The sequence below is a fragment of the Arthrobacter sp. MYb229 genome, assembly GCF_002975405.1.
GTDB lineage: Bacteria > Actinomycetota > Actinomycetes > Actinomycetales > Micrococcaceae > Glutamicibacter.
The window spans coordinates 907871-932938 of record NZ_PCPS01000002.1 but is presented as its reverse complement, the minus strand read 5'-3'; the positions used below and the strand labels follow the sequence as shown (position 1 = coordinate 932938).

Sequence of the window (25068 nt, the reverse complement as noted above, 5' to 3'; positions counted from 1 at the left end):
GGAACGATGTTAAAGAGACGACCCGAGAAGTTGATCTTCATCCCGTGGGTCAGGTGACCACCATGAGCCAAGTTCAGGCCCATGACCGTATCGCCCGGGCGAACCAGCGCGTGGAACACCGAAGCGTTGGCCTGCGCACCGGAGTGCGGCTGCACATTGGCGAATTCCGCACCGAACAGTGCCTTCAAGCGCTCAATCGCCAACGTCTCGATAACGTCAACCTCTTCGCAACCACCGTAGTAACGGCGGCCCGGGTAACCTTCGGCGTACTTGTTGGTCAGCACCGAACCCTGCGCCTGCATCACAGCCTGCGCGGTATGGTTCTCCGAAGCGATCATCTCCAGACCACGCTGCTGACGAGCGAGCTCGGCATCGATCCGCTGCGCAATCTCCGGGTCCAGGGTTCCGAGGTCCTCGGTCAGCGAATCCGCTGCGAGGGAGGTAGTTAGAGTCATTGCCCATTCCTAAATGTATGAATTGCCGACAACTGATATATCAATCTGTAATTCACTGTATGATGGGAGTCACACCCCGGTCAATGGGTTAGCTGGAATTTCTTTGACGCATAGCATTTCGGCACAACGGCGCCGGGAAATCGGAGGACACGATGACCATGACAGCTCAGCTGATTAGCGGAGGAGAGTCCATGGCCGAACGCGCTTATCTGGTGCTGCGCGATCGGCTCATCATGATGGACATCGCCCCGGGCGACCCCATCAACGAAGCCCGGCTGGTCGAAGAGCTAGGCATTGGGCGCACGCCACTGCGCGAGGCACTCAAGCGCCTCGAAGTCGACCACCTCGTGCAGTCCTACTCGCGCCGCGGAACCTTCGCCACACGCGTTGACATCACCGAACTGGCCGATATCACCGAAGTGCGCCAGGCGCTGGAGCCGTTGGCGGCGGGAAAAGCCGCCGCCCTGCACGGCGGGATCGTCCGCGCCCAAATGGAGGACACCGTCAGAGCGGTCGGCGCACTGAACTCGACCAATGCCCGCCGCGAGCTGATGGAGAACGATCTGGAGGTTCACCGGCTGATCTATCGCGCGGCCGGCAATCACCACCTCGAAGAAACCCTCATTCGACTGGACAACCTGGCCACACGCATCTGGTGCATGACCCTTGACCGATTGCCCACGGTGGATGAGCACATTTCAGAACACGCCAATTTGCTCCAGGCCATTCTGGACGGCGACGTTCATGCGGCCGAAGAACTGGCGTTGGAACACATCGTGCACTTTGAGTCGTCGGTGCGCGCGGTCCTGTAGCTCCCCCGATCCACCCCCATGCGTCGCCGAACGCTCACCCCTACGCGCGACCTCCAGCGGAATTTCCAACGCAGCCAACTTTCCCATTTCGCCGCATTCGCCCATGTTTGCCGACGGCTACCTACCTATCCAGGAGGCCAATCGGCAACCTCCGCGCGCCCTGGCACCTAGAGACGCTCCTCGCCCGCGGCACCTCCGGGCTAGCAATCACCACGGATTCAACGTGCATCCGGTGCGCCAGATTATTTCTCACCAGGGCTTGACTGTGACCTGAGCCACTGAAATGATGCAGTGCAACAGCGTTGCGCTTACTGCAACCATACTCCGAACCAAAACAAATCCCATCCGCGGCGCTTCGGCACCCCCTTGGGGCCAGGAGATTTCCATGCACTCAGTATTCATCGAAGAGCTTGATGCCCAAACCTACGCGGAGCACTTAGCCCGCCCCGGATCCACCATTGTCATTCCAGCCGGAGCCACCGAACAGCACGGACCCCACATGCCGCTAGGCGTCGATGCACTGCTCTCACGCACCATCGCCGGCGCCGTGGCAGAAAAAACCGGAGCATTGGTCGCTCCGGCACTTTGCTACGGCTACAAATCACAGCCGCGCTCCGGCGGCGGCAACCACCGCGTGGGAACCGTCAGCCTCGGCGGCTGCACGCTCAGCCAGATGGTTGAAGATGTTGTCGGTTCGTTCATAGCCCAGGGGTTCGACAATGTTGTCGTGCTCAATGGGCATTTTGAGAACTACCAATTCATCTACGAGGGTTTGGACAATGCGGTGGCCAGGACCCGCAACGGCGGATCCGCCGCCCGAGCTATGCTGCTTTCCTACTGGGACTTCGTCGACGAAGAGACCCTGTCCAAGGTCTTTCCAGACGGTTTTCTCGGCTGGGACATAGAACATGGAGGCATCCTCGAAACGTCGCTAATGCTGCTGCTGCACCCCGAACTGGTCAGCATGGATCGCGTTGTCGACCATCCACCGGCGAAGCTCACCCCTTACGACATTTTTCCCGAAGACCCCTCCCGGACGCCGGACAGCGGCTGCCTCTCTTCGGCTAAGGGAGCAACCGCCGAGCGCGGGCGGCTGCTTTTCGAAACCGTCACGAGACAGGTGGCCGACGCCCTCGAGAACGAATTGCTGCTCGGCGGCATAAGCCTGGAGACGAAATAGTATGTCGGTGGATCATTCAACGTCCCAGGGCCGGAAAAAATCAGGCAAAGCCATGCGCCGAGGAGAGGAGGAGAGCGAACAGGTAGAGGTTCCGCGATTCATGGGCCGGCATATTCCACCCATAGATCGATTGCTGATCCGTGTAATCCCACCGGTGCTGATCCTTGCGGTGATCATCTGGGTGCTCGGCAACCCAGTGTCCGCCTCCGCAGCGATTTCCGAAATGCGTACCTTCGTGACCGGAAAATTCACCTGGCTGTTCATCCTGTACTCCGTGTTCACCGTGGTGGTTTGCATCTGGCTGTCGATGAGCCGCGTGGGCAAGATCCGCCTTGGCGGGCCGCTAGCGAAACCGCAACACAGCAAGTTCGCCTGGTACTCGATGCTCTTCGCCTGCGGGCAGGGTATCGGGCTGATCTTCTGGTCGGTTGCCGAACCAATCATGCTGCGCGACGAGAATCCGGTCATCCCCTCCGGTCCGAATGGCGCCCAGGAGGGAGCCATCGTCTGGACCTACTTCCACTGGGGCCTGACGGCCTGGGCGATGTATTGCGCCGTTGCAGTGTGTTTGGCTTACTCGCATCACAACCTCGGCAAGACCTTGACTTTTCGCGAGGCGACGGTTGACATCCTGCCGCGCTGGTCGCGCCGCGGGGCGGGCGTCGTTATCGAGCTGCTGGCTATTATCGCGACGGTTCTCGGCTTGGCCACCTCCTTCGGCTTTGCGGCCATGCAATTCTCCTCCGGCCTCACCTCATTCACCGGGCTGAGCGCCACCCCAATGATGTGGCTGATGGTCATCCTGATCTTTGCGGGCATCACCTCGATCTCCGCCATCGTCGGAATCAATAAGGGCATGGCCCGGATCAGCGGGCTCAATTCAATTTTGAGCATCGCCTTGATCGCCGCGGTACTGATCTTCGGCCCATCGCTGTTCATCGTCTCTAATATGTCCCAGACCTTTGGCAGTTTCTTCACGAACTTCGCGACTATGAGCCTTTGGACCGATTCGGGGTTGGCTGCCACCACCTTGGAGAGCTGGAAGGACAGCTGGAATGGCTGGTGGACGGTCTTCATCTGGTGCTGGGTCATAGCATTCTCACCATTTGTGGCCGGCTTCATCGCCAGGATCTCGCGCGGGCGGACCATTCGCGAATTTGTTCTCGGCGTGACTATCATTCCATCGCTGATCGTCATGGTCTGGGTAGCCATCCTCGGATCGGCCGCCATCTACTACGACGACCAATCCAACCGCGGCATCAGCGACGCCGTGGCCGCCGATACCTCCTCGGGCCTGTTTGCGATGCTCGATTCGGTACCGATCGTTGGAACCGTCTTGCTGGTCGTAGCCACCGTGCTGGTTGCCACCTACTACGTCACCTCGTTGGACTCCGGAATTTATGCGCTCAGCGAGTTCGTTTCGGCTCCGCACAAATCCGGCCCGGTCTTCCGTGTCGTCTTGGTGCTGTCCGTTGCTACGGTGACGACGGTGCTGTTGACCATGGGTGGAACGGCGGTGGTCGATACCGTGCAAACAGGAACGATTATCGGCGCCTTCCCCTTCTCCTTCGTGATCATCTTGATGATCATCAATTTGATCCGCCGGCTGCTCAAACGAGACAAGGCGATCAGGCAACTGGAGAAGGACATCAATAATCCGGATCCAGGTCTGGTCTTCGTCCCGGATCCAGACGGGGAGGGCGCCATCCGCAAGAAGGTGCCGCAGGACGGCGAGCAGGGCTAGTACTGCGCAAACCACACCTCCACGAAGGCCGTGAAGCTCGAAACTTTGAGCTTCGCGGCCTTCATCCATTCCCCTGCAAACATTGATCATTCCAAGTCACACGAATTCTTTTACTTGGGTCCGCAGGGTCTCCAAAATACTTCTTGACAGTGACCCAAGGCACACATAGTCTTCTTGCAACGACGTTGCGTTCATTGCAACTCGTAAACTCTTCTCCGGCGATTCCCATGAATCCTCGCAATCCATCTGATTGGGCCGGCCTACCTTGACACTTCATTTCTTACAAGGAGCCAACACCATGACCACCGCCGCAAACACTGCCACCAACGTTTCCGAGCTGGCGCGCCTGAAGACCCTGCACAACGGAACCAAGCAGCAGTTAACCTTCTCGGACACGGAGTTCGAGCTCCGCTTGGCCGGACTGCGCCAAATCATGGCGGCAAAGTCCCTGGACGCGGTCATCCTGACCAGCTATCACGGCATCAAGTACTATTCGGACTTCCTGTACACCACCTTCGGCCGCAACTACGCGTTGGTGGTCACCGCGAACAACTCCACCACCGTGACGGCGAACATCGATGCCGGCATGCCTTGGCGCACCAGCTACGGCGAGAACATCGTGTACACCGACTGGAAGCGCGACAACTTCTTCTACGGCCTGCAGGAAGCACTGAAGCGCGACGGCGTGAAGGCAAGCCGGATCGGCGTGGAAGATGACGCCCTGCCGGGGCTGACCCGCCGGCAGATCGCCGACACCTTCAGTGGTGCCACGCTGGTGGATGTTTCGCAGGATGCCATGCGCCAGCGCATGATCAAGTCCGCAGAGGAAATCGAAGTCATCAAGCACGGTGCGCGCATCGGCGATCTGGGCGGCGAAGCGATCAAGGCCGCCATCCGCGAAGGCATCAGCGAATACGAAGTAGCATTGATCGGCACCGAAGCGATGGTGCACGAGATCGCCAAGACCTTCCCGCACCGCGAGGTGCGCGATACCTGGGTCTGGTTCCAGTCCGGGATCAACACCGACGGCGCCCACAACTGGGCCACCACCCGCAAGCTTGAGCGCGGGGACATCCTCTCGCTGAACTGCTTCCCGATGACCTCCGGCTACTACACCGCGCTGGAGCGCACGCTGTTCCTCGGCGAGCCGGATGCCCGCTCCCTGGAATTGTGGAACGTCAACGTCGAGGTGCACAAGCGCGGACTGGAGCTCATCAAGCCCGGAGCCGTCTGCAAGGACATCGCCGCGGAGCTGAACGAGATCTACATTTCCCACGGCCTGCTGCCCAACCGCACCTTCGGCTACGGCCACTCCTTCGGCGTACTCTCGCACTACTACGGCCGCGAAGCGGGCCTGGAGCTGCGTGAGGACATCGATACGGTGCTCGAGCCGGGCATGGTTGTCTCGATGGAACCGATGCTCACCGTCATGGACGGCGAGCCGGGTGCCGGCGGCTACCGCGAGCACGACATTCTGGTTGTCGGCGATGGCGGAGCCGAGAACATCACCAAGTTCGGTTTCGGACCGGAGAACAACATCATCGACGCCTAGCGGCAGTCGAAACCCGTGGTGTGGGGTCCACCCCCACACCACGGGCGCTTAACCACTAGTCCCGCAGCATGCACGGGCGCTGCGCCAAGTATCGGGCTCCGAACGGCGTTCCGACACCACCTGATATCCCCGCGGCATCGCAGCCAAGCGGCCGGCGCCGCCACCTTGCAGAGGCATCTCCCCATGACCCAGAGCAACAACAACCCACCGGGCGCAGCAGCCGCGCTCGCTGCCGATAACGGCCCGGCATCACCTTCCGTTGACCCGCAGACCCGCCGCAAGGTGGTTGCCGCCAGCTTCATCGGAAATTTCGTGGAGTGGTTCGACTACGCGGCCTACGGATATCTCGCCGTGACCATTGCCGCGGTATTCTTCCCCGAATCAGCTCCCCAAACGGCATTGCTGCTGACCTTCGGGCTGTTCGCGATCTCATTTTTGGTCCGCCCGCTGGGTGGCTTCGTCTGGGGCCACATCGGTGACCGCGTGGGGCGCCGCGAGGCACTGAGCTGGTCGATCCTGTTGATGTCCGGAGCGACCTTCGCCATCGCACTGCTGCCGGGCTACGCCAGCATCGGCATCGGCGCACCTTTGCTGCTGCTCGCGCTTCGCCTGGTGCAAGGCTTCTCCGCCTCCGGGGAGTACGCCGGGGCCTCGGCGTTCCTCGTCGAATACGCCCCAGCCAATCGCCGCGGCCTGTATGCCGCGGTGGTGCCGGCAAGCACCGCGGCGGGCCTGCTGCTCGGTTCGCTGATGGCGGCCCTGCTCACCGGACTTCTGGAACCGGCGCAGATGCAGAGCTGGGGGTGGCGCATCCCGTTCCTGCTCGCCGCGCCGATGGGCCTCATCGGCCGCTACATCCGCACCAAGCTCGAGGACTCCCCCGTCTTCCAGGAACTCTCCAAGGAGGAGAATACCTCCAAGACTCCGGTGTCATCGCTCTTCCGCAACCACTGGCGCCAGCTTCTCCAGGCCTCCGGGGCGGTCTTGCTCAACGCCGTGGGCTTCTACGTCATCCTCAGCTACATGCCCACCTACCTGTCCGAAGAGCTGGGCTTGGACCGCACCTCGGCCTATATCGCGACGACGGTGGCCCTGGCCACGTACATCGGATTCATCTTCCTCACCGGCATGCTCTCGGACCGCTTCGGCAGACGCCGGGTGCTGATCACCGCTTCGGTGCTGTTCGTGCTGTTCACGGTTCCGGCGTTCATGATGCTGGAGTCCGGCAACTTCGCCATGATCCTGCTGGTCCAGGTCCTGCTCGGCGCCATGCTGACGCTGAACGACGGAACCCTGCCCAGCTTCCTGGCCGAGATGTTCCCGACCCGCGTACGCTACTCGGGGTTCGCGGTCTCCTTCAACCTCTCCAATGCCCTCTTCGGCGGTACCGCGCCCTTCGTCGCAACCTTGCTCATCGCCTCCTCGGGCAGCGTCTTGGCTCCGGGCTGGTACCTGATGGGCGCCGCGGTGGTCTCGCTGATTGCCGTGGCACTCTCCGTCGAAACGAGCAAGAAGCCGCTGGCGTAGCTTCTCCGCCAGCTAGGATTAGCTCAATTACCCGAACGTACAGGTTGAGGAAATCATGACTGCATTCGAGAACGAAGGATCGGCCGCGCCACACGTCGAGGACGAGCGGACCCCCGAAGTCCGTGGCGCATCGGTGATCGTCAACGTGATCGATGTTTTGCGTTGCTTCACCGTTGAACGGCAGCTGGTCGGCGTGACGGAGATTGCGGCGGAAGTTGGCCTGCATAAATCCAGCGTGTCCCGAATTCTTGCCACGCTGGTTCAAGAACGCATCGTGGAACGCGACGAGCCCACCCGGAAGTTCCGCTTGGGATTGGGATTGATCGCCATTGCCGGCCCGCTCCTGGCAAATCTCGACGTGCGCCAGACGGCTTATCTGCCTTTGAAGGAACTCGCTGAGCACGTCCGGGAAACCGCGGTGCTCAATATCTGGGATGGCCACGAATCGGTGTCGGTGGAGCAGATACCCTCCACGCGACCGGTCAAGCACACCTCCGCGATGGGCAGCCGCTACAACACCGCATTGAGCGCTACGGTTCAGCTGTTTCTAGCCTATGAGACCCCGGAACGTACCCGGGAGCTCTTGGAGAACGGCAGCATCGTATTGCAGGGCGATCTTACGGCGGAGCAATTCCTTGATCGAATCAGCGTTGCACGAAACCGGGGCTACGCGGTGAACTACGGCGAAACCTCGCAGGAGGAAGTCGGTGTGGCGGCCCCGATATTCAATCATCGCGGTGAGGTAGTTGCCAGCGTCTTGATCGCGGCACCGTTCTTCCGAATCACGCCCGAAATTCTAGACGAACTGATCGCGGCATGCGTACGCACGGCACGCCAAATCGGCCAGCGCATGGGATATACCCGCCAGCTGGCCTAGCGCCACCACTACGGAGGAAAGATGCTGGAAAAACGCGACGCCCATGGCTTCGGCTACCGGCTCCACGAGGGCAGCGAAATGCTGATGCACCACCATTTCGGCGGGCACACCGGGTTGCCGGTTGCCATTCAAACCTGGGTGATCCCGCCCGGAGGCTTCGAGGGACGCCACCGGCACGACCAGGGTGAGCAACTGATCGAGTTCTACCAGGTGCTGGAAGGGACCGGCCGCATGCGCGTGGGCGCAAGAACCTATGAGCTGAGCTCCGGAGACTCGGTGCTCGCCGGGCCCGCCGAGCTGCACGACCTGACGAACACCGGGAGCGCGGAGCTACGGGTGCTGGTGGTGTGGGGCCCGCCGGGCAGCGTCGACCTGACACCCTACGGGTCGCACCGCCGCGCGGAGCAACTGCGCGGCGCGGCTCAGAGCTCGCCCAGCTCCACCGACTGATCGGTGAGCCGCTCCGGAGCGATGCTCCGTCCAAGCAACCCGCGCAAGGTCTCGTTCACATCCCAGATGTTCACATTCATCGCCGCGGTGAGCTTTCCGCCATCCAGCCAGAAAACGATGAACTCCCCCGATTCGGTGTCCCCGCGCACCACCGTGGTGTCCTCCGGGGCCGCATAGCCGACGTACTCCATGCCCAAATCGAACTGGTCGGTGAAGAAGTATGGGGCCCAATCGTAGTTTGCCTCTTGCCCGGTCAGCGTCGCGGCGGCGAGCTTGCCCTGGCGGATGGCATTGTCCCAGTGCTCCACGCGCAGCGCCCGGCGCAGGGAGCTGTTGAAAGCCTGCGCGATGTCTCCGATGGCGAGGATCTTGTGATCCGAGCTGCGCAGCGCGGCATCGACGATCACCCCGCGATCGGTCTCCAACCCCGCCTGCTGCGCCAATTCGATATTCGGGACCGCGCCAATGGCCAGAAGCACCACGTCGGCGCGGCTGGTTCCGGCGCTGCTGACTACCTCGAGGCGTCCGTCGGTTTCCTGTATCGACTCGACCTGGGTGCCGGTGCGCACGTCCACCCCGTTGCGCTGATGCAGCTCCAGCAGGTGATGTCCGAAGCGGTCGCCGAAGACCTTGCCCAGCGGGACCTCGTCCGGGGAGTACACGGTGACCCGCGCCCCGCGGTGCCGGGCGCTCGCGGCGGCCTCCATGCCGATCCAGCCCGAGCCGATCACCGCCAGCTGGATGTCTTCGGCCAGCGATTCACGCAGTGCATGTGCCTGTTTCACGGTGCGCAGCACGTGCACGCCGGGCAGGTCATGGCCTTCGAAGGGATGCGCGCCGCCGAGGTTCGGACGGGCGCCGGTGGCCAAGACCAGCCGGTCATAGGAAACGCTGCCGCCGTCGCTGAGCGCTACCAACTGGTTCTGCCGGTCAATGCTTTCGGCCCGCACCCCGAGCCGCAGATCCACGTTGTTTTCCGCATACCACTGCGCGGTGTTAACCGTGAAGTCCTCGAGCTTCTCCTGGCCTTGGAGATAGCCCTTGGACAAGGGCGGCCGCTCATAGGGCAGTTCTTGCTCCTCGCCGATCAGGGTGATCGCCCCGGTGTGCCCCAAGCTGCGCAGTTCCTTCACGGCGCTGGCCGCGGCAAGACCCGCACCAACGATGACGATTGATTCCTGGCTCATCGAACACCCCTTAACTTCTGCCGGCGCAGCGATGCCGCCGCGGGCAGTGAATAGTGCTTGTCTCTTCGATCCTCACACTTCAATGGCCCGATTGGCAAGGTTCGCTCAGTTCAGCTACCGGCAACGAAAAAGCTGGCGAGCGGACCGCTTGGTGCGGTCAGCTCGCCAGCCGACGTTCAAGGCCTACCGAGAGACATTGCTACTGCTCGGTTCCCCTTTTATGCGGGGCCTTGCCGCTGCCTTCATCGCGTCGGCCGAAAACTCCGCGCGAGCGCGTCACCCGGTAGTCGATGCGGTCATCGACGTAACGACGCAGTTCCGGCTGGTCATCCAGGGTGCCCCACAGCTCGTCGGAGACGAGCTCGGTGACCCGCTCGAGCCGGATCTTGGCCTCGATGATATCCAGCGTCTTGCTCTCGTGGCGCAGGCCCTTGACGGTAGCCACGGCCATCAGGATCATGATGATGCTGAATGGCAGTGCCGTGGCCAGCGAACCGGCCTGCAGCGCCTGGAGCCCGCCGGCCATCAGCAGCGCAGCAGCCAGCAAGCCTTCGAGCACCGCCCACAGCACGCGGGACCAAGTTGGCGGGTTCGGGTGCCCGCCCGAGGCGAGCATATCCACCACCAGCGAGCCGGAGTCCGAGGAGGTGATGAAGAAGATCGCGACCAGGATGATCGCCATGACCGAGAGGATCGTTCCCATCGGCAGGGCACCGAGGACCTGGAACAGCGAGCCTTCGGCGGAAACCGCGCCGTCCTGGACCATGTCCCCGGCGCCGAAGAACTGGCGGTACAGCCCGGCGCCGCCCATCACGGAGAACCAGAGGAAACCGACGATGGTCGGCACCAGCAGCACGCCCAAGACGAATTGGCGCACGGTGCGCCCACGCGAAATGCGGGCGATGAAGATGCCCACGAACGGGGCCCAAGCAATCCACCAGCCCCAGTAGAAGACCGTCCAGCTGGAGAACCAGGTCTGCGCTGCCTCGCTCTGCTGGAAGGCGCCGACGTCGAAGGTCATGTTCATCCAGTTGGCCAGGTACACGCCCAGGGACTGCACGAAGTTCTGGAACAGGAACAGGGTCGGGCCCAGCAGCAGCACGCTGATCATCAGCAGGCCGGCCATGGACAGGTTGATATTCGACAGCCACTTAATGCCTGCGCCCAGGCCGCTGACCACGCTCATGGTGGCCAGGAAGGTGATCACGACGATGAGGATGACCAGCAGCGTGTTGTCCACCGAATCCACCAGCCCGATGGACTGCAGTCCCGAGCTGATCTGCTGCACGCCCAGGCCCAGCGAGGTCGCGATGCCAAAGACCGTGCCGAAGATGGCCAGCACGTCGATCACATCGCCCAGCCAGCCCTTGACCCGGTCCCCGAGCACCGGTTCCAGTGCCCAGCGGATGGAGACCGGACGGCCACGGCGGTGGATCGCGTAGGCCAGGGCCAATCCGATGACCGCGTAGATGGCCCAGGGATGCAGGCCCCAGTGGATGAAGGTCTGCGCCATGGCAAGGCCCGCCAGTTCCCCTTCGGTGCCTTCCCATCCGGGCTTCGGGTCAACGGTGGCGTACATCAGCGGTTCGCCCACGCCATAGAAGACCAGGCCGATGCCCATGCCGGCGGCGAAGAGCATCGCGAACCAGCTGAACAGCCCGAATTCCGGCTTCTCCCCGTCATTGCCCAGCGTGATCCGGCCCAGCTTCGAGAAGCCGATCACGATCACCAATGCCACGAACCCGCCGATGATCAGCATGTAGTACCAGCCCAGGTTCGCCACGATCCAGTTCTGGACCGCGTTGAAGGTGCTGCTTGCCGTATCCGGCAGCGCAATGGCGAAAAGCGCCACGGCCAGGATCACTATCAATGACGGCCAGAAGACCGCTGGTGCGATCCCGCCCTTGCCCAAACGCACGCCTTGGCGGCGCAGCTTGGCGGTGATCTGTTCGTCGGTGTCGTTTTCGGCAATGTGCATATGCACCGGGATCGGCGCGGTATGCGGGGAGTCCGAAATGGTCTCATCCGCACCGAATTCATCCGGGCTCTCGGGAGGTTCGACCTCGTCTATATTTCGCGTCATCGTCATTTATCCTTTGCTGCGAGTATTGCCCTATGGTTTAACACCCTTATGCGTCGCGGACTAAGATACAAGTGGCAGCGGGAAAATTAGTCCCTTCTTCCATGTGTCTTCGGCGCCATGAGCAGCAGCTTTGCTCTGCGCTACACGCGCAGGCGAAAAATAATCAAAATCTCGTTCAGTTGACCATTGATCAGAACTTGACTAGTGCGTTTGCCGAGACGACGAATGATTCTAGCGAAGCGCCCGCACAGGAATGGCCGCAGTTTTCCACGGATTCCCAGCGCGTGGTCCGCAAATCCTGACGTCAAGTTATTGAGAGAAAATTCATCTCATCTGCGCGGCACGATTTGGGGCGAAATATTCATTCATCTCCGACTCGGCCGCTACCCGAACGCAATTCACTAGCACTTCGGGCAGTTCCGCCTGCGCAGTGCGCAGAGCGAAAAGTTTCCTTGCCAAATCGTGGTGACGCGCATACCAAGCCCGGTACAGTGCTAGGTAACCACAGCTTCGGCAGCGGATGAATTCACCTGGCGGCGCGGAGCTGGAAGCTGACTTGTTCTGAAGGAGTCGACCATGTTCACCCCAGAGGTTCCCTTTCTCCGTTCTAGCGCTACCCCTATTCCTGGCCGCTACGTGCTGGTCTTCGACTCGGCCGAACAAACCGAAACCGAAAGCGTTGGGATCCGCGCCCTTTCCGAGGATGTCCCGCAGATTCTCGAGTCCGAAGGTTATGGCCTGACCGAATACTTCCCGCGGCTCGGCATCGCCGTGGTCAGCAGCGCCGCGGAGCATCTCAACGAGTTCCAGGCGCGTTGCGCCAGCCGGAGTATGCCAACCCGCGTCGTTCCCGAGATGGTGTACCACGCCCTGTCGGCAGAGCCCACCGCGCAGCCCACCGATTCATTCAACGACACCGATCAGGCAACCTGGGGCTTGCAGGCGGTAGCCGCGGTCGACTCCAAATTCACCGGCGCCGGCATCAAGGTAGCGGTGCTGGACACCGGCTTCGACCTAGCCCACCCCGACTTCGCCGGACGCACGGTGGTGTCCAAATCCTTCGTCCCGGGCGAGGACGCCCAAGATGGCCACGGACATGGCACCCATTGCATCGGTTCTTCCTGCGGCCCACGCACCCTGGCTGACGGCCGCGGCTACGGGGTGGCCTCCGGGGCGGATATCTACGCGGGCAAGGTGCTTGGCGCCGACGGCTCCGGGTCTGACGCAACCATCCTGGCCGGTATCGACTGGGCCCTGGAAAACGAATGCCAGGTGATCTCCATGTCGCTGGGGGCCGATGTGCAGCAAGTGCACCCGCCCTATGTGACCGCCGGACGCCGGGCATTGGAACTCGGTTCGCTGATCATCGCCGCGGCGGGCAACAACGCCCAACGCTCCCAGGGGAACGCAGGGTTCGTCGGGGCACCGGCCAACAGCCCCTACGTGATGGCGGTCGGCGCGCTGGATAACACGCTGAATATAGCCGACTTCTCCGCCCGCACGCTGCCCGGCCGTGGCGGCCAGGTGGATATTTCCGGTCCGGGTGTAGCCGTCTATTCCTCTTGGCCGGGGGCCGAACGATACAACACCATCAGCGGCACCTCCATGGCCACCCCGCATGTGGCCGGCATCGCGGCGTTACTAGCCGAGGCCACCGGCTTCCGGGCGCGTGAGTTGTGGGCCGAGCTCGTGCAAGAGGCCCAGCGTTTGGAGCTGTTCTCCGTGGACGTTGGCTCAGGCCTCACCCAAGCTCCGCCACCGGCCGAAGCTTAGGGGCAGGGAGATCATGAGCGAATCATCGGACGATCGGGTGACGTCCTCGCACACCTATATCGTGACCGTGACCGCGACCTATACCGCGCGGATCGATCAGGTGGTCAGTTCGCTGGAAGCCTCCGGGCTGCGGATCAACAAGGTGCTTGGCACGCTAGGCCAGGTGATCGGCCACGGCGACGAGGAACTGCGCGCCCAGCTGCAGCAAGTCGAAGGCGTGCAGTCGGTGGATGATGAAAGAGTTTATCGGCTGCCCAACCCGAAAGATCCCTTGCAGTAGTCGCTGACCTGAGGCGCAATAGAATGACGCAGGCTCTCGGCGTGCGTCATTCCGTTGCGCCTCGAGGCAATTATGCGCGGCAATTTTCCTGTTCGGAAATCTCTGGACGGATGCCGGCGACGGTGGTGAACTGGGGACATGAGACAGTACAGCATCGGCTATTTTGTCGGTTCGCTAGCCACGAATTCCATCAACCGCACGTTGTCCAAGGCCCTGATCAAGCTGGCCCCGGAGAATCTGAAATTCACCGAAATCCCGATCAAGGACCTGCCGCTCTACAGCTACGATTACGACGAGGACTACCCTTCCGTCGGTACCGAACTCAAACGCGCCATCGAAGCTTCGGACGGGTTGTTGTTCATCTCCCCCGAATACAATCGCTCGATTCCCGGTGCGCTGAAAAATGCGATCGACTGGGGTTCGCGACCGTGGGGCACCAACTCATTCGCCCGCAAGCCCAGCGGACTGGTCGGAGCCTCAATGGGCGCCATCGGCACCGCGGTGATGCAGTCCTCGATGCGCGGCGTGCTCAGCTTCCTCGACTCCCCGCAACTGAACTCCCCCGAGGTCTATCTGGCATTCAACCAAGAAGACTTCGATGCCGAGGGCAATGTGCACAATCATTCGACGGCCGACTTCCTGAAGCACTACATGGGCGAGTACGCGGCTTTTGTTGCCCGCGTGCTGGACGCCAGCGCCGAGGGCCATATCGGCGACCCGAGCCCGCAGCACGGCTAGGCGCCCGGCGCGTCCCGAGTTCCTTCGGCTGGCCCCAGCGGAATTCGGTAAAGGGTCGCAGAAGTTTAAGCGAAAAAATCCCGGTATCACTTTATGCAAGTGATACCGGGATTTTAATCTGTGGAGGTAAGGGTGTCGGCACCCTCAAAATCCACCGTCCACCGCATTCTGCGCCAAGCCAACCACGTCACCGACCAACCCCAAAAACGCCCGAAAAGCTCCCTGATCCGCTTCGAAGCCGCGCTCCCCAACGAAATGTGGCAATCGGATTTCACCCACTGGAGACTGGCCGACGGCAGCGACACCGAAATCCTGGACTACATCGATGACCACTCCAGATTCCTCATCAGCATCCGCGCATACCGGCGCGTGACTGGGCACCACGTAGCAAAACAGTTCACCCAAGCCTGCGAGGAACACGGCCGACCACAGTCCTCATTGACCGATAACGGACTGGTTTTCACCACCCGCTTCACCGGCAAGATCAACGGAGATGAACCAGCGAAGAACCAGTTCGAGAAGCTGCTCCAGGAATGGGACATCAAGCAGATCAACGGCTCACCGAACCACCCTCAAACCCAGGGCAAGATTGAACGATTCCATCGCACGCTCAAGCTCTGGCTCAATGCCCAACCACGGGCCAAAACCGTCGCCCAACTCAACGAGCAACTTGAGGAATTCAAGCACGTCTACAACATGGAAAGGCCACACAAAGCAGCGGGGAGGAAACCACCATATCTGCGCTACACGGCAACAGCGAAAGCCGTTCCGAAACCGCTTCCAAAGGACGAACGGCGCATCAGAACAGACACCGTGGACAAGGACGGAAAGCTGACGCTACGTTACGGAGGGCAGCTTCGCCACCTCGGAATGGGACGCACCTATTCAGGCGTTCCGGTCCGGATGCTCATTGATGATCGGGACGTAACCGTCATCAACAGAAAAACCGGAGAAATCATCAGGTACTTCAAAATCGATCCATCGAAGAACTACCAAAAAGCAATTTCTCGCCTGAATAGGTGACAGTTAAAAGACTAATGTCTCGGGACATCGTTCTACCGATGTCCCGAGACATTACACTGTGGAGGTAAGGGGATTCGAACCCCTGACCTTCTGCATGCCATGCAGACGCGCTACCAACTGCGCCATACCCCCAGATGAAGGTTTAGTTCTTGCGATCTTTTGGACCTCCGAACCGAGATATAACTCTACCGGAGCCTGCAGATAAATACCAATCGGGATTCCGAGAGGCTAATCACAGCGCCTCTTCCCATCCTCGAGTTCCGGTGGAAGAATGTGCCTCGTGGACGGATCAGTCCTACGAACTTCGGCGAAAGGTAACTTCCCAATGTCCGTTGCTATGACCCCTTATCTGCAATTTGGCGGCGTCGCCCGCGAGGCAATGGAGTACTACCACTCCGTTTTCGGCGGAGAATACTCCGCCATGACATTCAAAGAAGGAATGGATGACGGCAATCCCGCCACCGCCGACCTGATCATGCACTCTTCCTTATTCGTCGATCGCGGACTGCACCTGATGGGTTCCGATGCCATGCCGGAAATGAATGTGACCGGAAACGGCACCATTGCCCTGAGCAACGATGCCACCGACCCCGCAGATGAAGCGAAGCTCACCGCCTGGTGGGAGAAGCTTTCCGACGGTTCGCGCATCGATGAACCGCTGGCCAAGGCCCCGTGGGGTGACTCGTTCGGAATGCTGACCGACAAGTTCGGGGTGTGTTGGATGTTCAATATCGGTGCCGTAGGAAGCCAAGAGGGCTAACCAGTACAGATGAGTGCGGGGCGTGGATCCAATGGATCCACGCCCCGCACCTAGTTGCATTTGTTGTTTAGTGTTGTTCCGGCGCGTCGACCCGCTCGAGAACCGCTGCCGCGCCGATAACCAGGCCAAGCTTTTGGGCTCGGAGCTGGGTAATCCACGCGATCAATAAGCCCAAGGCCGCAAGTCCGGCCCCGACCACCGACGGCGCACGGTAGCCCAGGCCCGCGCTGATCACGATCGCGCCGAGCGCAGCGCCGAGGGCATTGGCCACGTTGAGCGCCGAGTGGTTCAGCGACGCAGCCAACGACTGCGCATGTGGGGCCGAATCCATCAGCAGCGTCTGCAGGCTCGGGATCAGCAGCGAACCGACGCTGCCCAGGACGAACACCATGATGAGTGTTGGGATCACCCACGAGGCAACGGCGGCAAACACCAGCATGCTGATAACCATGAGCACACTGGCCAGCTTGATCGCTCCGAACACCGACCAGTCGGCCAGCCGTCCTCCGATCAACGAGCCGACCACCATGCCCACCCCGTAGAGCGCCAGGGCCAGTGGAACCAGCACAATATCCAGCCCGGTTTCGTCGGTGAGGGTTGGAGAAATATAGGAGTAGACCGCGAAGAACCCACCGAAGCCTACGATGCCGGTTGCCATGGCCAACCAGACTTGCAGGCTTTTAAGCGCCGAAAGTTCGCGGCGCATACTTGCTCCCGCTTCGGCCCTGCGCAGTGGGACGAAAATAGTGATCAAGGCAAAGGTGAGCAGCCCCACCGCGGTGACCACAAGGAACATCGAACGCCATCCGACTTCCTGGCCCAGCAAGGTCACCAAGGGGACACCGCCGACGTTTGCCACCGACAGGCCCAGCATTACCCACGCGATGGCTCGCCCACGCATGCTGCCGGGCACCAAATTACCTGCCAGCACACCTGCCAACCCGAAGTAGGCCCCGTGCGGCAGTCCGGAAAGGAACCGGGTGAACAGCATGGTTCCGTAATCCGGAGCGAAGAATGAGGAAAGATTTGCCACGGCAAAGAGCAGGATCAGTAGCTGCACCGCACGCTTTTTCGGGATTTTTGCGGCGACCGCGGTCAACAGCGGCGCACCGACAACCACGCCGATCGCGTAGGTGCTGATCACGAGCCCCATCTGGGAATTCGTGACGTTCAGGTCCTCAGCGCCTTCCTGGAGCAGGCCCATCATGGCGAACTCGGTCACACCGATGCCAAAGCCACCCATGCCTAGGGCAATAATTGCGAAGAGCAGTGTCCTGCCTTCTAAATACCGCGGGGGCGCTAAACGGTTCATTGGGGGCCTCTTACTTTGCTGCGATTCGGGTGTGTTCATGGCACGGCTACGTTGGCGCCCGTATCAATCGTAATGACAATACCTCTCGGGTACCCAACAGAGAACGCGGCGCGGGTATTCCACGCTCAATCCACGGCTGGGCGAGGAACATGTGGCACTGTGGAATTCTCATGTCCCATGCAGCTCATAAACGCCTCACCGCCGGCCGGATGGCCGCCCGGTTATTGATAGTTCTTTTGTCATTGGCACTGACCATAGTGCTAGTTGCCCACCGCAGCTTCCCCGAACGCGGTGGGCTCGGACTGTTTCTGGACAATTTGGCTCCCTGGCTAGGCCTCGGCGTGCCCTTGTTGTTCTGCTGGGCGCTGGCGGCGCGTGGCCGCATCTCTTTTTTGGTGCTCCTGCTTCCGTTGGTGGCTTGGTCGTGGATCTTTGGCGCGGCGTTCCTGCCGGCCAATGCCCCCGAACCGGCCGCCAAATTTATTGTCGCCACGCAGAATGTGCACGAAGACGGGGCGCACAGCTCCGCACAGGGTCTCCTCGCCACGGGCGCAGATCTGATAAGCCTGCAGGAACTGGGTGAAGGACAGGCCCAGGAAGTCGCTGCACTGCTGGAAGAAACCCACCCGCACCAGTACACCGTGGGAACCGTGGGGGTCTACAGCAAGTATCCGATCCTCGACGAAGAGCCGCTGGACCTTGGGTTGGGTTGGTCCCGGGCGGTGAAGCTGCGCGTTCGAACCGACGCCGGGGATGTGACGGTGTACGCGGTCCACGTGGCTTCGGCCCGGCCCCTGGAGCATGCGGAACGCGACCTGATGCTAAGCAATCTTGGACGCACGCTCGCCGCCGATCGGAGCGCGAAAATTATTGCCTTGGGCGATTTTAATGCGACCAATGCCGACCGCCATTTCTCGCCGGTCTCGGAGCAGCTCAACAAGGTGCCGCATGAGGGCTGGGGGTTCGGGATGACCTGGCCGAACCGTCCGATGCCCATGTTGGGCATCGACCACGTGCTGGTTCGCGGCCTCGATACCGGCTCCTCGGACACGTTGGCGGTGGGAGATTCCGACCACCGGGCGGTCATTGCCACCCTCGATCTGGCCTCCGAATAGCGGCCTAGCCCATCCCCGTCTCACGCAGCGTGATGTTGATCCGGCCGCTGCCCAGCGACCAGCCGGCCGGAGCCGTACCCGGATAGATCTTCGTCACCGCATGGAAGGCCCACCGGGCGGGACCCTCGAAGACGAACAAGTCTCCGGAAGCCAGACGCACATCTTGGTAGGGCTTGGTGCGCGTCTCGTTGTTGCCCAAGCGGAAGTTCGCGCTCTCGCCAATGGACAGCGAGACGATCGGTGCGTTGATTTTCTCTTCGGCGTCTTGGTGCATGCCCATGGTCGAGCCCGGCGGGTAGTAATTGATGATCGCCACATCGGGGTTGTAGCCCGCGGCTTTTGCTCCGTCCCCGGTCGTTTCCAGCACCGCGCGCCGTCCCAGTGACGCCAGCCAATCGGGCATCGGTGGCACCGGCTGGCCGTTGAGGTCTTCGGCGGTGCGCGTGTAGGTGTAGTTTCCCCAATGCCAGCCCAGGCATACCGTCTTGACCTTCATCGGGTGTCCATTGACCAGCGTGGAATGCGGCGGGACCGGTCCATTGCCCCAATCCAGGAAGCGTTCGGTCATCCAGTCCTGCTGCTCGCGGGTTAGCCAGCTGGGCAGATGGACCGCGCCCGCGCGCACGGTATGGGGCCGACGCTCGAAGGCGCCGTCATCGAAAAGCGACTGCATGTTTACACTGTGCCGTTCTTGGCCCTTGCCGGCAAGTGCTGAAGGTTGGTCCGGGCCTAGGATAACGCCGCCAGGAAGCGATGCAATACGAGGTTCACCAATTCTGCGGGCACCTCAGCGTCCGGGGCAAGCAATGGATCGCTGACCAGATCTGCGCCGCAGCGCTCGATCAGGGACTGAAAGTAGCCGGGCGCCAACAGGTAACTGGCCACGACCACGCGGTGTTGCGGGCTCGCCGCCCGGGCCGCGGCGACCGCTTCCCCCAGCGACGGGGTCGCCGCGGCCACGAAGGCGGCGGTAACCTGCACCCCCAGCAGGCCGGCCAGCAGGTTGGCAACCTGTTGGCAGTCATGCACGCCCTGGGCCAGCCGTGTCCCCGCACCGGCGAGGATGACAGGTTCGCCGCGCCGCCATCCGGCCTGCACGAGTCGGTGCTCGATAACCAGAGCGAGCGACGGGTGCGGGCCGAGGGCCGGTGCAATGCGAGTATTGGGCCGAAGCGCCGCCGCCTCGGTGAGATCTTGATCCACGTGCACACCCCGCGAAAGCAGCAGCGGCACGAGGACCGCGTGCTGCTCTTCGTCCGGCAGCCCGAGGAGCAGCGTACTTGCCCGGGGCTCTTGGACGTCGACGAATGACTGGTGCACGGCCACTGAGGCCGCCCGGCGGATTTCCTCCACCAAGGAGTTGATCGCCCGTTGGCCTGCCGGATCGCTGGTGCCGTGCGAGACGGCCACCAGGGACTCGGTTCGCGGTTCGGTTGTTGATCCCCCGCTCATGCGGGCTGACCGGGCTCCGGCATTTCGCGGGCAATGAGTAGGCCCATGATTCTTCCCTTCGGTAGTTTCGAGGCTCGTTGTCACGAGCCTGTGGTTGCAGTCTACGAAGCGCCTGTTACGGCCGATCGCACGGTTCTGTTGCGCCCAGGTAAATCTCGTTTCACCGGCATTGGCCACGGCCAGGCTTCATTGCGCGGCGGCGCAAACACGACCCCCGTAGTTCTCGTCGAGTTTATGTATGAATTATTCCTATGGAAACAAATGGGAAATTTCGGGGCAAAGGTTCCTCGATAGTGTTGTCAGCATCGAGCCATCGAGAATCAAGTGGAGCTGACTTCCCATGTCAAACCGTTCAAATGATCAAACGACCCATACTGCCGGCGACTGCTTGCCCGCTCACCGCATCACCGAAGCGGCGAGCGGAAAAAAGGTTTTTGTTGGACAAGCAGGCTTATTCGGCGCCGACCACACGGCTTGCGAACTCGCGGCGGAGTCGATCCGATGAACGGCACAGCGTTCGAGGTCAAGGGTTGCACGCTGCTGCTCGCCGGCGGGCTGAGGGGTGCACGCGGGGCAGCGGAGCATTTCATCGCGCAGGGGGCGCAGGTACTTTCCGCGGATACCCCGGAAGGTGGACTCGTGGCGCTCGAAACCGCGAACCTGCTGGTCATCTGCGATGCCTTGCCCCAGCGCTTCCAGCCGCTGCGCGAAGCGGCCCAGCGGCGGGGACTGCCGGTCTTGACGCGCCAACCGGCCGCCGGCTCCGGCCTAATCACCCTGGTCGGTGGTGGCCCCGGCGCACTTGATCTGCTGACCGTGCGAGCGGTCAGCGCCTTAGCCGACGCCGACATGGTCTTCGTTGACCGGTTGGGCCCCGGCGATCTCGTGCGGAAGCTCGCCCCGCAGGCGGTGATCGTGGATGTTGGCAAGCAGCCCGGGCACCACAAGGTCAGCCAATCCCAGATCGAAGAGCAGATGCTGACCGCCGCCAAGGCCGGTTCAAATGTGGTTCGGCTCAAAGGCGGAGACCCATTCGTATTTGGCCGCGGATTCGAAGAGATGGCCGCGGCCTCCAAGGCAGGCATCGCCATCAGCGTGGTGCCCGGACTCAGTTCCTGCATCACGGTTCCCGCGGCCGCCGGCATTCCGGTCACGGCACGCGGTGTGAACCGGGTATTCTCGGTCATTTCGGGCCACGACCCGCTGGAAAGCCAGCAACTGGAGCAGCTCACCGGGCTGGGCGGCACCATCATCATCCTGATGGGCATGGGAACCCTGGAAAGCACCGCTTCCGGCCTGCTGCGCCAGGGCATGGCAGCCACCATGCCCTGTGCAATCGTCGAATCCGGGACCACCGGCGACCAACGCACCACCTTTGCAACGCTGGCGACCCTGACGGCGACCTCCCGGGCGCGCGGTTGCGCGAATCCGGCGGTGATCGTCATCGGCGAGGTGACGGCCTTGCCGCAGCGGCTGCTGGCCGAGGAAATGGCAAATTTTGGGGCCATCGCATGAGCGCGCTGGCTCTGCCATTGTCTGGTTTCAGGATCGCGGTGACCAGCGACCGGCGTTCGGCCGAACTCATCGAAGCGCTGGAGCGCCGCGGCGCCGAGGTCACGCACGCACCGTTGCTGAAGCTCGCACCGCTGGACGACGAGGCGCTGCTCGTGGAGCAGACCAGGAAGCTGATCGAGTTGCGCCCGGAAGCGGCCATCATTTCCACCGCCTATGGGCTGCGGCGCTGGTTCGATTCGGCCGAGGCCGCTGGTCTCGGCCACCAGTTGTGCCAGTCCATGAAGGCGGCGAAGCTCTACGTTCGCGGTGCGAAGGCCCACGGTGCGGTGCGCGCCCTGGGATTCCACGCCGCCGGTGTCGCCCAGGACGGCACCACCGCCGGGCTGCTTCCGCTGCTGGGGCCTTCGATCGCGGGGCAAACCGTGGCGGTGCAGTTGCATGCGGACAGCGACCATGGGCTCGCCCAGTCGCTGCGGGATCTGGGCGCGTCGCGGGTTTTGAAGGTCGAGCCGTACCGCTGGCTGGACACCAGCTCTGACCAGCACCTTTCGCTTCTGGTCGAAGGAATCTGCGCCGCGCATTTCGACGCGATCACCTTCACCAGCGCGCCGAGCGTGCATGCGCTGTTCGCCGCGGCCCGCACGCGCAATCGCTACCAGGCGCTGATTCGCTCGCTGAACGAACGAGTGGCGGTGGCAACGGTGGGCCCGGTGACGGCGGCCCCGCTGCAGTCCTCCGGTGTGCACGGCGCGTTGGTTCCCGAACGCCACCGCATGGGCGCGATGATTCTGCAACTGGTCGAGCATCTGGGCGCGCTGGGCACGCTCAGCGCGCCGACGGTCTTCGGGGAATGCGAACTTCGGGGACGCACATTGAGCCTGAACGATGAGCGCTGCGAGCTCACCCCGGCACAGACCGAGATCCTGCGCTGCCTGCTGGAGGCCGGAGGGTCGGTCGTCTCGCGCGACGAGCTCGGCGCTGTGCTGCCCACGGTGTCTTCGAAGCACGCGCTGGACATGACGCTCAGCCGGCTGCGGCGCACGCTCCCGCACCCGGACCTGATCACCACCGTTATCAAGCGCGGCTACCGGCTGAATGTCGAGGCCGCGCGCTATTGAGTCCGCCGGCCTGCTGAATCCCGGAAACGTTCAGGATTCAGCGGGCCGGGACTTCCTGCCCCGCCGGTTCAGGGCCACGGTGCCGAAGGCGACTCACGACGGCGGTGGTTCCTGGTTGCCCAGCGCGAATTAGCTCACCGATTTCCCACGGTCCTGCATTGCATTTGTGAGGTTCCGCGCAATAAGCGCCGAACCCACGCCCCGGAAATGGCTATTTAAGTGAATTTCCGTAGTATCGAGTCATGGCACAGATACAGGTGGTTGGCGAAGCTCTAGCCGATATCGTTGATGACGTGGCTCATCCAGGTGGCTCCCCGATGAATGTCGCGGTGGGTCTAGGACGCTTGGGCCATCAGGTCACATTGCATACAGAGCTAGGCGAAGATGCGTACGGCAAGTTGATCGCCGCGCACCTCGAAGATTCCGGTGTAGCGCTCGCGGCCGGCAGCGTCGCGCAGCGGCCCACGAACACCGCCACAGTTTCCGTCGACGGAGTTGGCGACGCGAGCTATGAATTCGATTTGTCCTGGGAACTTCCAAGCGGCGTTCCAAGTTCCGAGGCGCAACTCCTGCATTCAGGTTCTATCGCCGGATGGCTGGCACCGGGATGCGAGAAAGTATTGGAAGCATTCCAAGGCTCTCCGGCAACGCAATTGCGCAGCTATGACCCAAATCTGCGCCCGCAGCTGATTCCCAAGCGCGCCGCTGCGCTGAAGCAGGTAGAAAAACTGATGAGCCTGTCCCATGTGGTCAAGCTCAGCGATGACGATGCCTTGTGGCTCTACCCCGGTTGGGACTGCCAGCGAATCTTGGATCATATTCTGGAACGCGGCGCCAAGCTTGCCATCATGACCTTCGGGGCTCGCGGCGCCACCGCCCGCACGAAGAACACCGAGGTACTGGTCCATTCCCGTGCGGTGAAGGTCGTGGACTCAATCGGCGCAGGCGACGCTTTCATGTCTGGCTTGCTTCATGGGCTGCTCAATAGCTCGTTGGCGCAGGCGCTCACCACGAAGGGTGGAGCTCTGGACCAGAAAGAATTGGAGTCTGCGCTGACTCAGGCGACTCGTTGTTCGGAGCTGACAGTACTGGTTTCCGGGGCCAACCCGCCAAGGCTTGAACAGCTCAACGAGTCTTTTCAAGACCAAATTTCCTAGGGAAGAAAACGCTTCTTTGCTCAGAGACTTGCTAGAGTTCCCTAGCAGATAAGCGTTTTCGACTAAGGGGTCACTCATGGGCAGCAAGGTTCCGGCAGCGGAAAATACGCTCCGTGTCTTGCGATTACTCGCAAGCCGGAAGTCGCCGACCCCGGCGGCAATGATCGCCAAGCTGCTGGAGCTGCCCAGATCCAGTGTGTACCAGCTGCTGAATGTGATGCTCGAACAAGGTTTTATCGCCCATTACCCCGAGGAGAAGGCCTACGGTTTGGGGGTATCGTCCTTCGAGCTCTCCAGTGCCTACACCAGACAGGAACCTCTGGCTAGGTTCGGAGCACCGCTGATTGCGCAACTCGTGGACAAGGTAGGCGAAAGCGCCCACCTGGCAGTGCTCCACGGGCCTGATGTGCTCTATATCGTAGAGGAACGCGCCAAGGGTCGCCCCTCGCTGGTCACCGACGTCGGTGTGCGCCTGCCTTCGCATTTGACCGCCTCGGGCCGCGCGATTCTGGCTGCCCTGCCGAAGTCGCAGGTTCGTGCGCTGTACCCGGGCACATCAAGTTTCAGCAACCGCGCGCAAGATAGCGGGATCAATTCCTATCAGCAGCTACGCCGCGAGCTGGACCAGACAACAAAACGCGGGTTCGCCGTAGAACGCGGGGATGTCACGGCGGACTTCCATTCCCTTGCCGTGGAAATACAGGATGCGAATGGTTGGCCGGTAGCCGCGGTTGCGGTGACGTTCCTCGGTGATCGGGTCCCCGAGGAACGTTGGGATCCGTTGCTCGAACAGATTAGGCAAACCGCCGGGCAGCTGACCAGCCGGGTGCATGGGCGACGCCTCGCTCCGGTACGCCCAGTCTGAAATTCCGGACACCACCCTCTGCTAGGGCGTACCCTCCTAGCCCACTTTGGCCAATGATGGAAGGTAGAAAGTTACTTCCGCTGCTGCCAAAGG

The 25068-nt window shown here is 61.8% G+C and carries 23 protein-coding genes, 1 tRNA gene and 1 pseudogene; 18 read left to right on the top strand and 7 right to left on the bottom strand.

The features are described 5' to 3' along the window. A pseudogene (locus CQ019_RS10625) lies at positions 1–455 on the bottom strand (serine hydroxymethyltransferase); the annotation flags it as partial. Between the two features lie 152 nt (positions 456–607). Here CQ019_RS10625 and CQ019_RS10620 point away from each other — a divergent pair. The 7 genes from CQ019_RS10620 (at position 608) to CQ019_RS10590 (ending at position 8597) form a co-directional block, all read left to right on the top strand. Beyond that, on the top strand, positions 608–1267 hold the full coding sequence (locus CQ019_RS10620; RefSeq protein WP_105552958.1) for a GntR family transcriptional regulator: 660 nt from the start codon (positions 608–610) through the stop codon (positions 1265–1267). Between the two features lie 385 nt (positions 1268–1652). Then, a complete protein-coding gene (locus CQ019_RS10615) occupies positions 1653–2447 on the top strand; it encodes a creatininase (protein ID WP_105569648.1) in 795 nt (264 codons plus the stop codon). Positions 2448–2499: 52 nt separating this feature from the next. Next, entirely contained in the window at positions 2500–4191 is a 1692-nt protein-coding gene (locus CQ019_RS10610; RefSeq protein WP_105552996.1) for a BCCT family transporter, read from the top strand. 298 nt (positions 4192–4489) lie between these two features. Then, a complete protein-coding gene (locus CQ019_RS10605) occupies positions 4490–5743 on the top strand; it encodes an aminopeptidase P family protein (protein ID WP_105552956.1) in 1254 nt (417 codons plus the stop codon). A gap of 183 nt (positions 5744–5926) precedes the next feature. Next, positions 5927–7270 carry an MFS transporter gene (locus CQ019_RS10600; RefSeq protein WP_105552955.1) on the top strand — a complete coding sequence of 448 codons (1344 nt, stop codon included), beginning with the start codon at positions 5927–5929 and terminating at the stop codon, positions 7268–7270. 55 nt (positions 7271–7325) lie between these two features. Beyond that, positions 7326–8147, top strand: coding sequence for an IclR family transcriptional regulator (locus tag CQ019_RS10595; RefSeq protein WP_105569647.1), 822 nt, complete (start codon positions 7326–7328; stop codon positions 8145–8147). 21 nt (positions 8148–8168) lie between these two features. Then, positions 8169–8597 (top strand): cupin domain-containing protein, encoded by a 429-nt coding sequence (locus CQ019_RS10590; RefSeq protein ID WP_105552953.1) that lies wholly within the window; start codon positions 8169–8171, stop codon positions 8595–8597. Here CQ019_RS10590 and CQ019_RS10585 read toward each other — a convergent pair. Further along, entirely contained in the window at positions 8570–9784 is a 1215-nt protein-coding gene (locus CQ019_RS10585; protein WP_105569646.1) for an NAD(P)/FAD-dependent oxidoreductase, read from the bottom strand. The two genes, CQ019_RS10590 and CQ019_RS10585, sit on opposite strands and share 28 nt — an antisense overlap. A gap of 199 nt (positions 9785–9983) precedes the next feature. Next, positions 9984–11867, bottom strand: a complete 1884-nt coding sequence (locus tag CQ019_RS10580) for a BCCT family transporter (protein ID WP_105552951.1) — start codon at positions 11865–11867, stop codon at positions 9984–9986. Between the two features lie 576 nt (positions 11868–12443). On the opposite strand from CQ019_RS10580, the gene CQ019_RS10575 reads away from it, so the two are divergent. From CQ019_RS10575 to CQ019_RS10560, 4 genes are all read left to right on the top strand, one after another. After that, positions 12444–13640 carry a S8 family serine peptidase gene (locus CQ019_RS10575; protein ID WP_105552950.1) on the top strand — a complete coding sequence of 399 codons (1197 nt, stop codon included), beginning with the start codon at positions 12444–12446 and terminating at the stop codon, positions 13638–13640. 13 nt (positions 13641–13653) lie between these two features. Further along, on the top strand, positions 13654–13920 hold the full coding sequence (locus tag CQ019_RS10570) for a hypothetical protein (protein WP_105552949.1): 267 nt from the start codon (positions 13654–13656) through the stop codon (positions 13918–13920). A 138-nt stretch (positions 13921–14058) separates the two neighbouring features. Further along, positions 14059–14658: an NADPH-dependent FMN reductase gene (locus CQ019_RS10565; RefSeq protein WP_105552948.1), complete on the top strand. Its 600-nt coding sequence runs from the start codon at positions 14059–14061 to the stop codon at positions 14656–14658. A gap of 132 nt (positions 14659–14790) precedes the next feature. Beyond that, positions 14791–15681 carry an integrase core domain-containing protein gene (locus CQ019_RS10560; RefSeq protein WP_105569645.1) on the top strand — a complete coding sequence of 297 codons (891 nt, stop codon included), beginning with the start codon at positions 14791–14793 and terminating at the stop codon, positions 15679–15681. A gap of 59 nt (positions 15682–15740) precedes the next feature. Here the strand turns inward: CQ019_RS10560 and CQ019_RS10555 are convergent. Beyond that, a tRNA-Ala gene (locus CQ019_RS10555) sits at positions 15741–15813 on the bottom strand. A 193-nt stretch (positions 15814–16006) separates the two neighbouring features. Here CQ019_RS10555 and CQ019_RS10550 point away from each other — a divergent pair. Continuing rightward, positions 16007–16441: a VOC family protein gene (locus CQ019_RS10550; RefSeq protein WP_105552947.1), complete on the top strand. Its 435-nt coding sequence runs from the start codon at positions 16007–16009 to the stop codon at positions 16439–16441. Positions 16442–16508: 67 nt separating this feature from the next. Here CQ019_RS10550 and CQ019_RS10545 read toward each other — a convergent pair whose 3' ends face one another. Next, positions 16509–17753: an MFS transporter gene (locus tag CQ019_RS10545; protein WP_105552946.1), complete on the bottom strand. Its 1245-nt coding sequence runs from the start codon at positions 17751–17753 to the stop codon at positions 16509–16511. 170 nt (positions 17754–17923) lie between these two features. Between CQ019_RS10545 and CQ019_RS10540 the strand changes: the two genes are divergently transcribed. Beyond that, positions 17924–18868: an endonuclease/exonuclease/phosphatase family protein gene (locus CQ019_RS10540; RefSeq protein WP_181148404.1), complete on the top strand. Its 945-nt coding sequence runs from the start codon at positions 17924–17926 to the stop codon at positions 18866–18868. 4 nt (positions 18869–18872) lie between these two features. Here CQ019_RS10540 and CQ019_RS10535 read toward each other — a convergent pair whose 3' ends face one another. Both CQ019_RS10535 and CQ019_RS10530 read right to left on the bottom strand, forming a co-directional pair. Then, a complete protein-coding gene (locus CQ019_RS10535; RefSeq protein ID WP_105552944.1) occupies positions 18873–19541 on the bottom strand; it encodes an alpha-ketoglutarate-dependent dioxygenase AlkB in 669 nt (222 codons plus the stop codon). A 56-nt stretch (positions 19542–19597) separates the two neighbouring features. Beyond that, positions 19598–20320 carry a sirohydrochlorin chelatase gene (locus CQ019_RS10530; protein WP_105552943.1) on the bottom strand — a complete coding sequence of 241 codons (723 nt, stop codon included), beginning with the start codon at positions 20318–20320 and terminating at the stop codon, positions 19598–19600. 45 nt (positions 20321–20365) lie between these two features. On the opposite strand from CQ019_RS10530, the gene CQ019_RS18510 reads away from it, so the two are divergent. The 5 genes from CQ019_RS18510 (at position 20366) to CQ019_RS10510 (ending at position 24975) form a co-directional block, all read left to right on the top strand. Continuing rightward, positions 20366–20614: a hypothetical protein gene (locus tag CQ019_RS18510; RefSeq protein ID WP_181148402.1), complete on the top strand. Its 249-nt coding sequence runs from the start codon at positions 20366–20368 to the stop codon at positions 20612–20614. 207 nt (positions 20615–20821) lie between these two features. Beyond that, complete coding sequence (cobA, locus tag CQ019_RS10525; RefSeq protein ID WP_105569643.1) at positions 20822–21835, top strand: uroporphyrinogen-III C-methyltransferase; 1014 nt, start codon at positions 20822–20824, stop codon at positions 21833–21835. Then, positions 21832–22953, top strand: a complete 1122-nt coding sequence (locus CQ019_RS10520) for a uroporphyrinogen-III synthase (RefSeq protein WP_105569642.1) — start codon at positions 21832–21834, stop codon at positions 22951–22953. The genes cobA and CQ019_RS10520 overlap by 4 nt, the downstream gene beginning before the upstream one ends. A 242-nt stretch (positions 22954–23195) precedes the next feature. After that, entirely contained in the window at positions 23196–24110 is a 915-nt protein-coding gene (locus CQ019_RS10515; RefSeq protein ID WP_105569641.1) for a carbohydrate kinase, read from the top strand. A gap of 76 nt (positions 24111–24186) precedes the next feature. After that, entirely contained in the window at positions 24187–24975 is a 789-nt protein-coding gene (locus CQ019_RS10510) for an IclR family transcriptional regulator (protein ID WP_105552939.1), read from the top strand. Positions 24976–25068 lie beyond the last annotated feature (93 nt).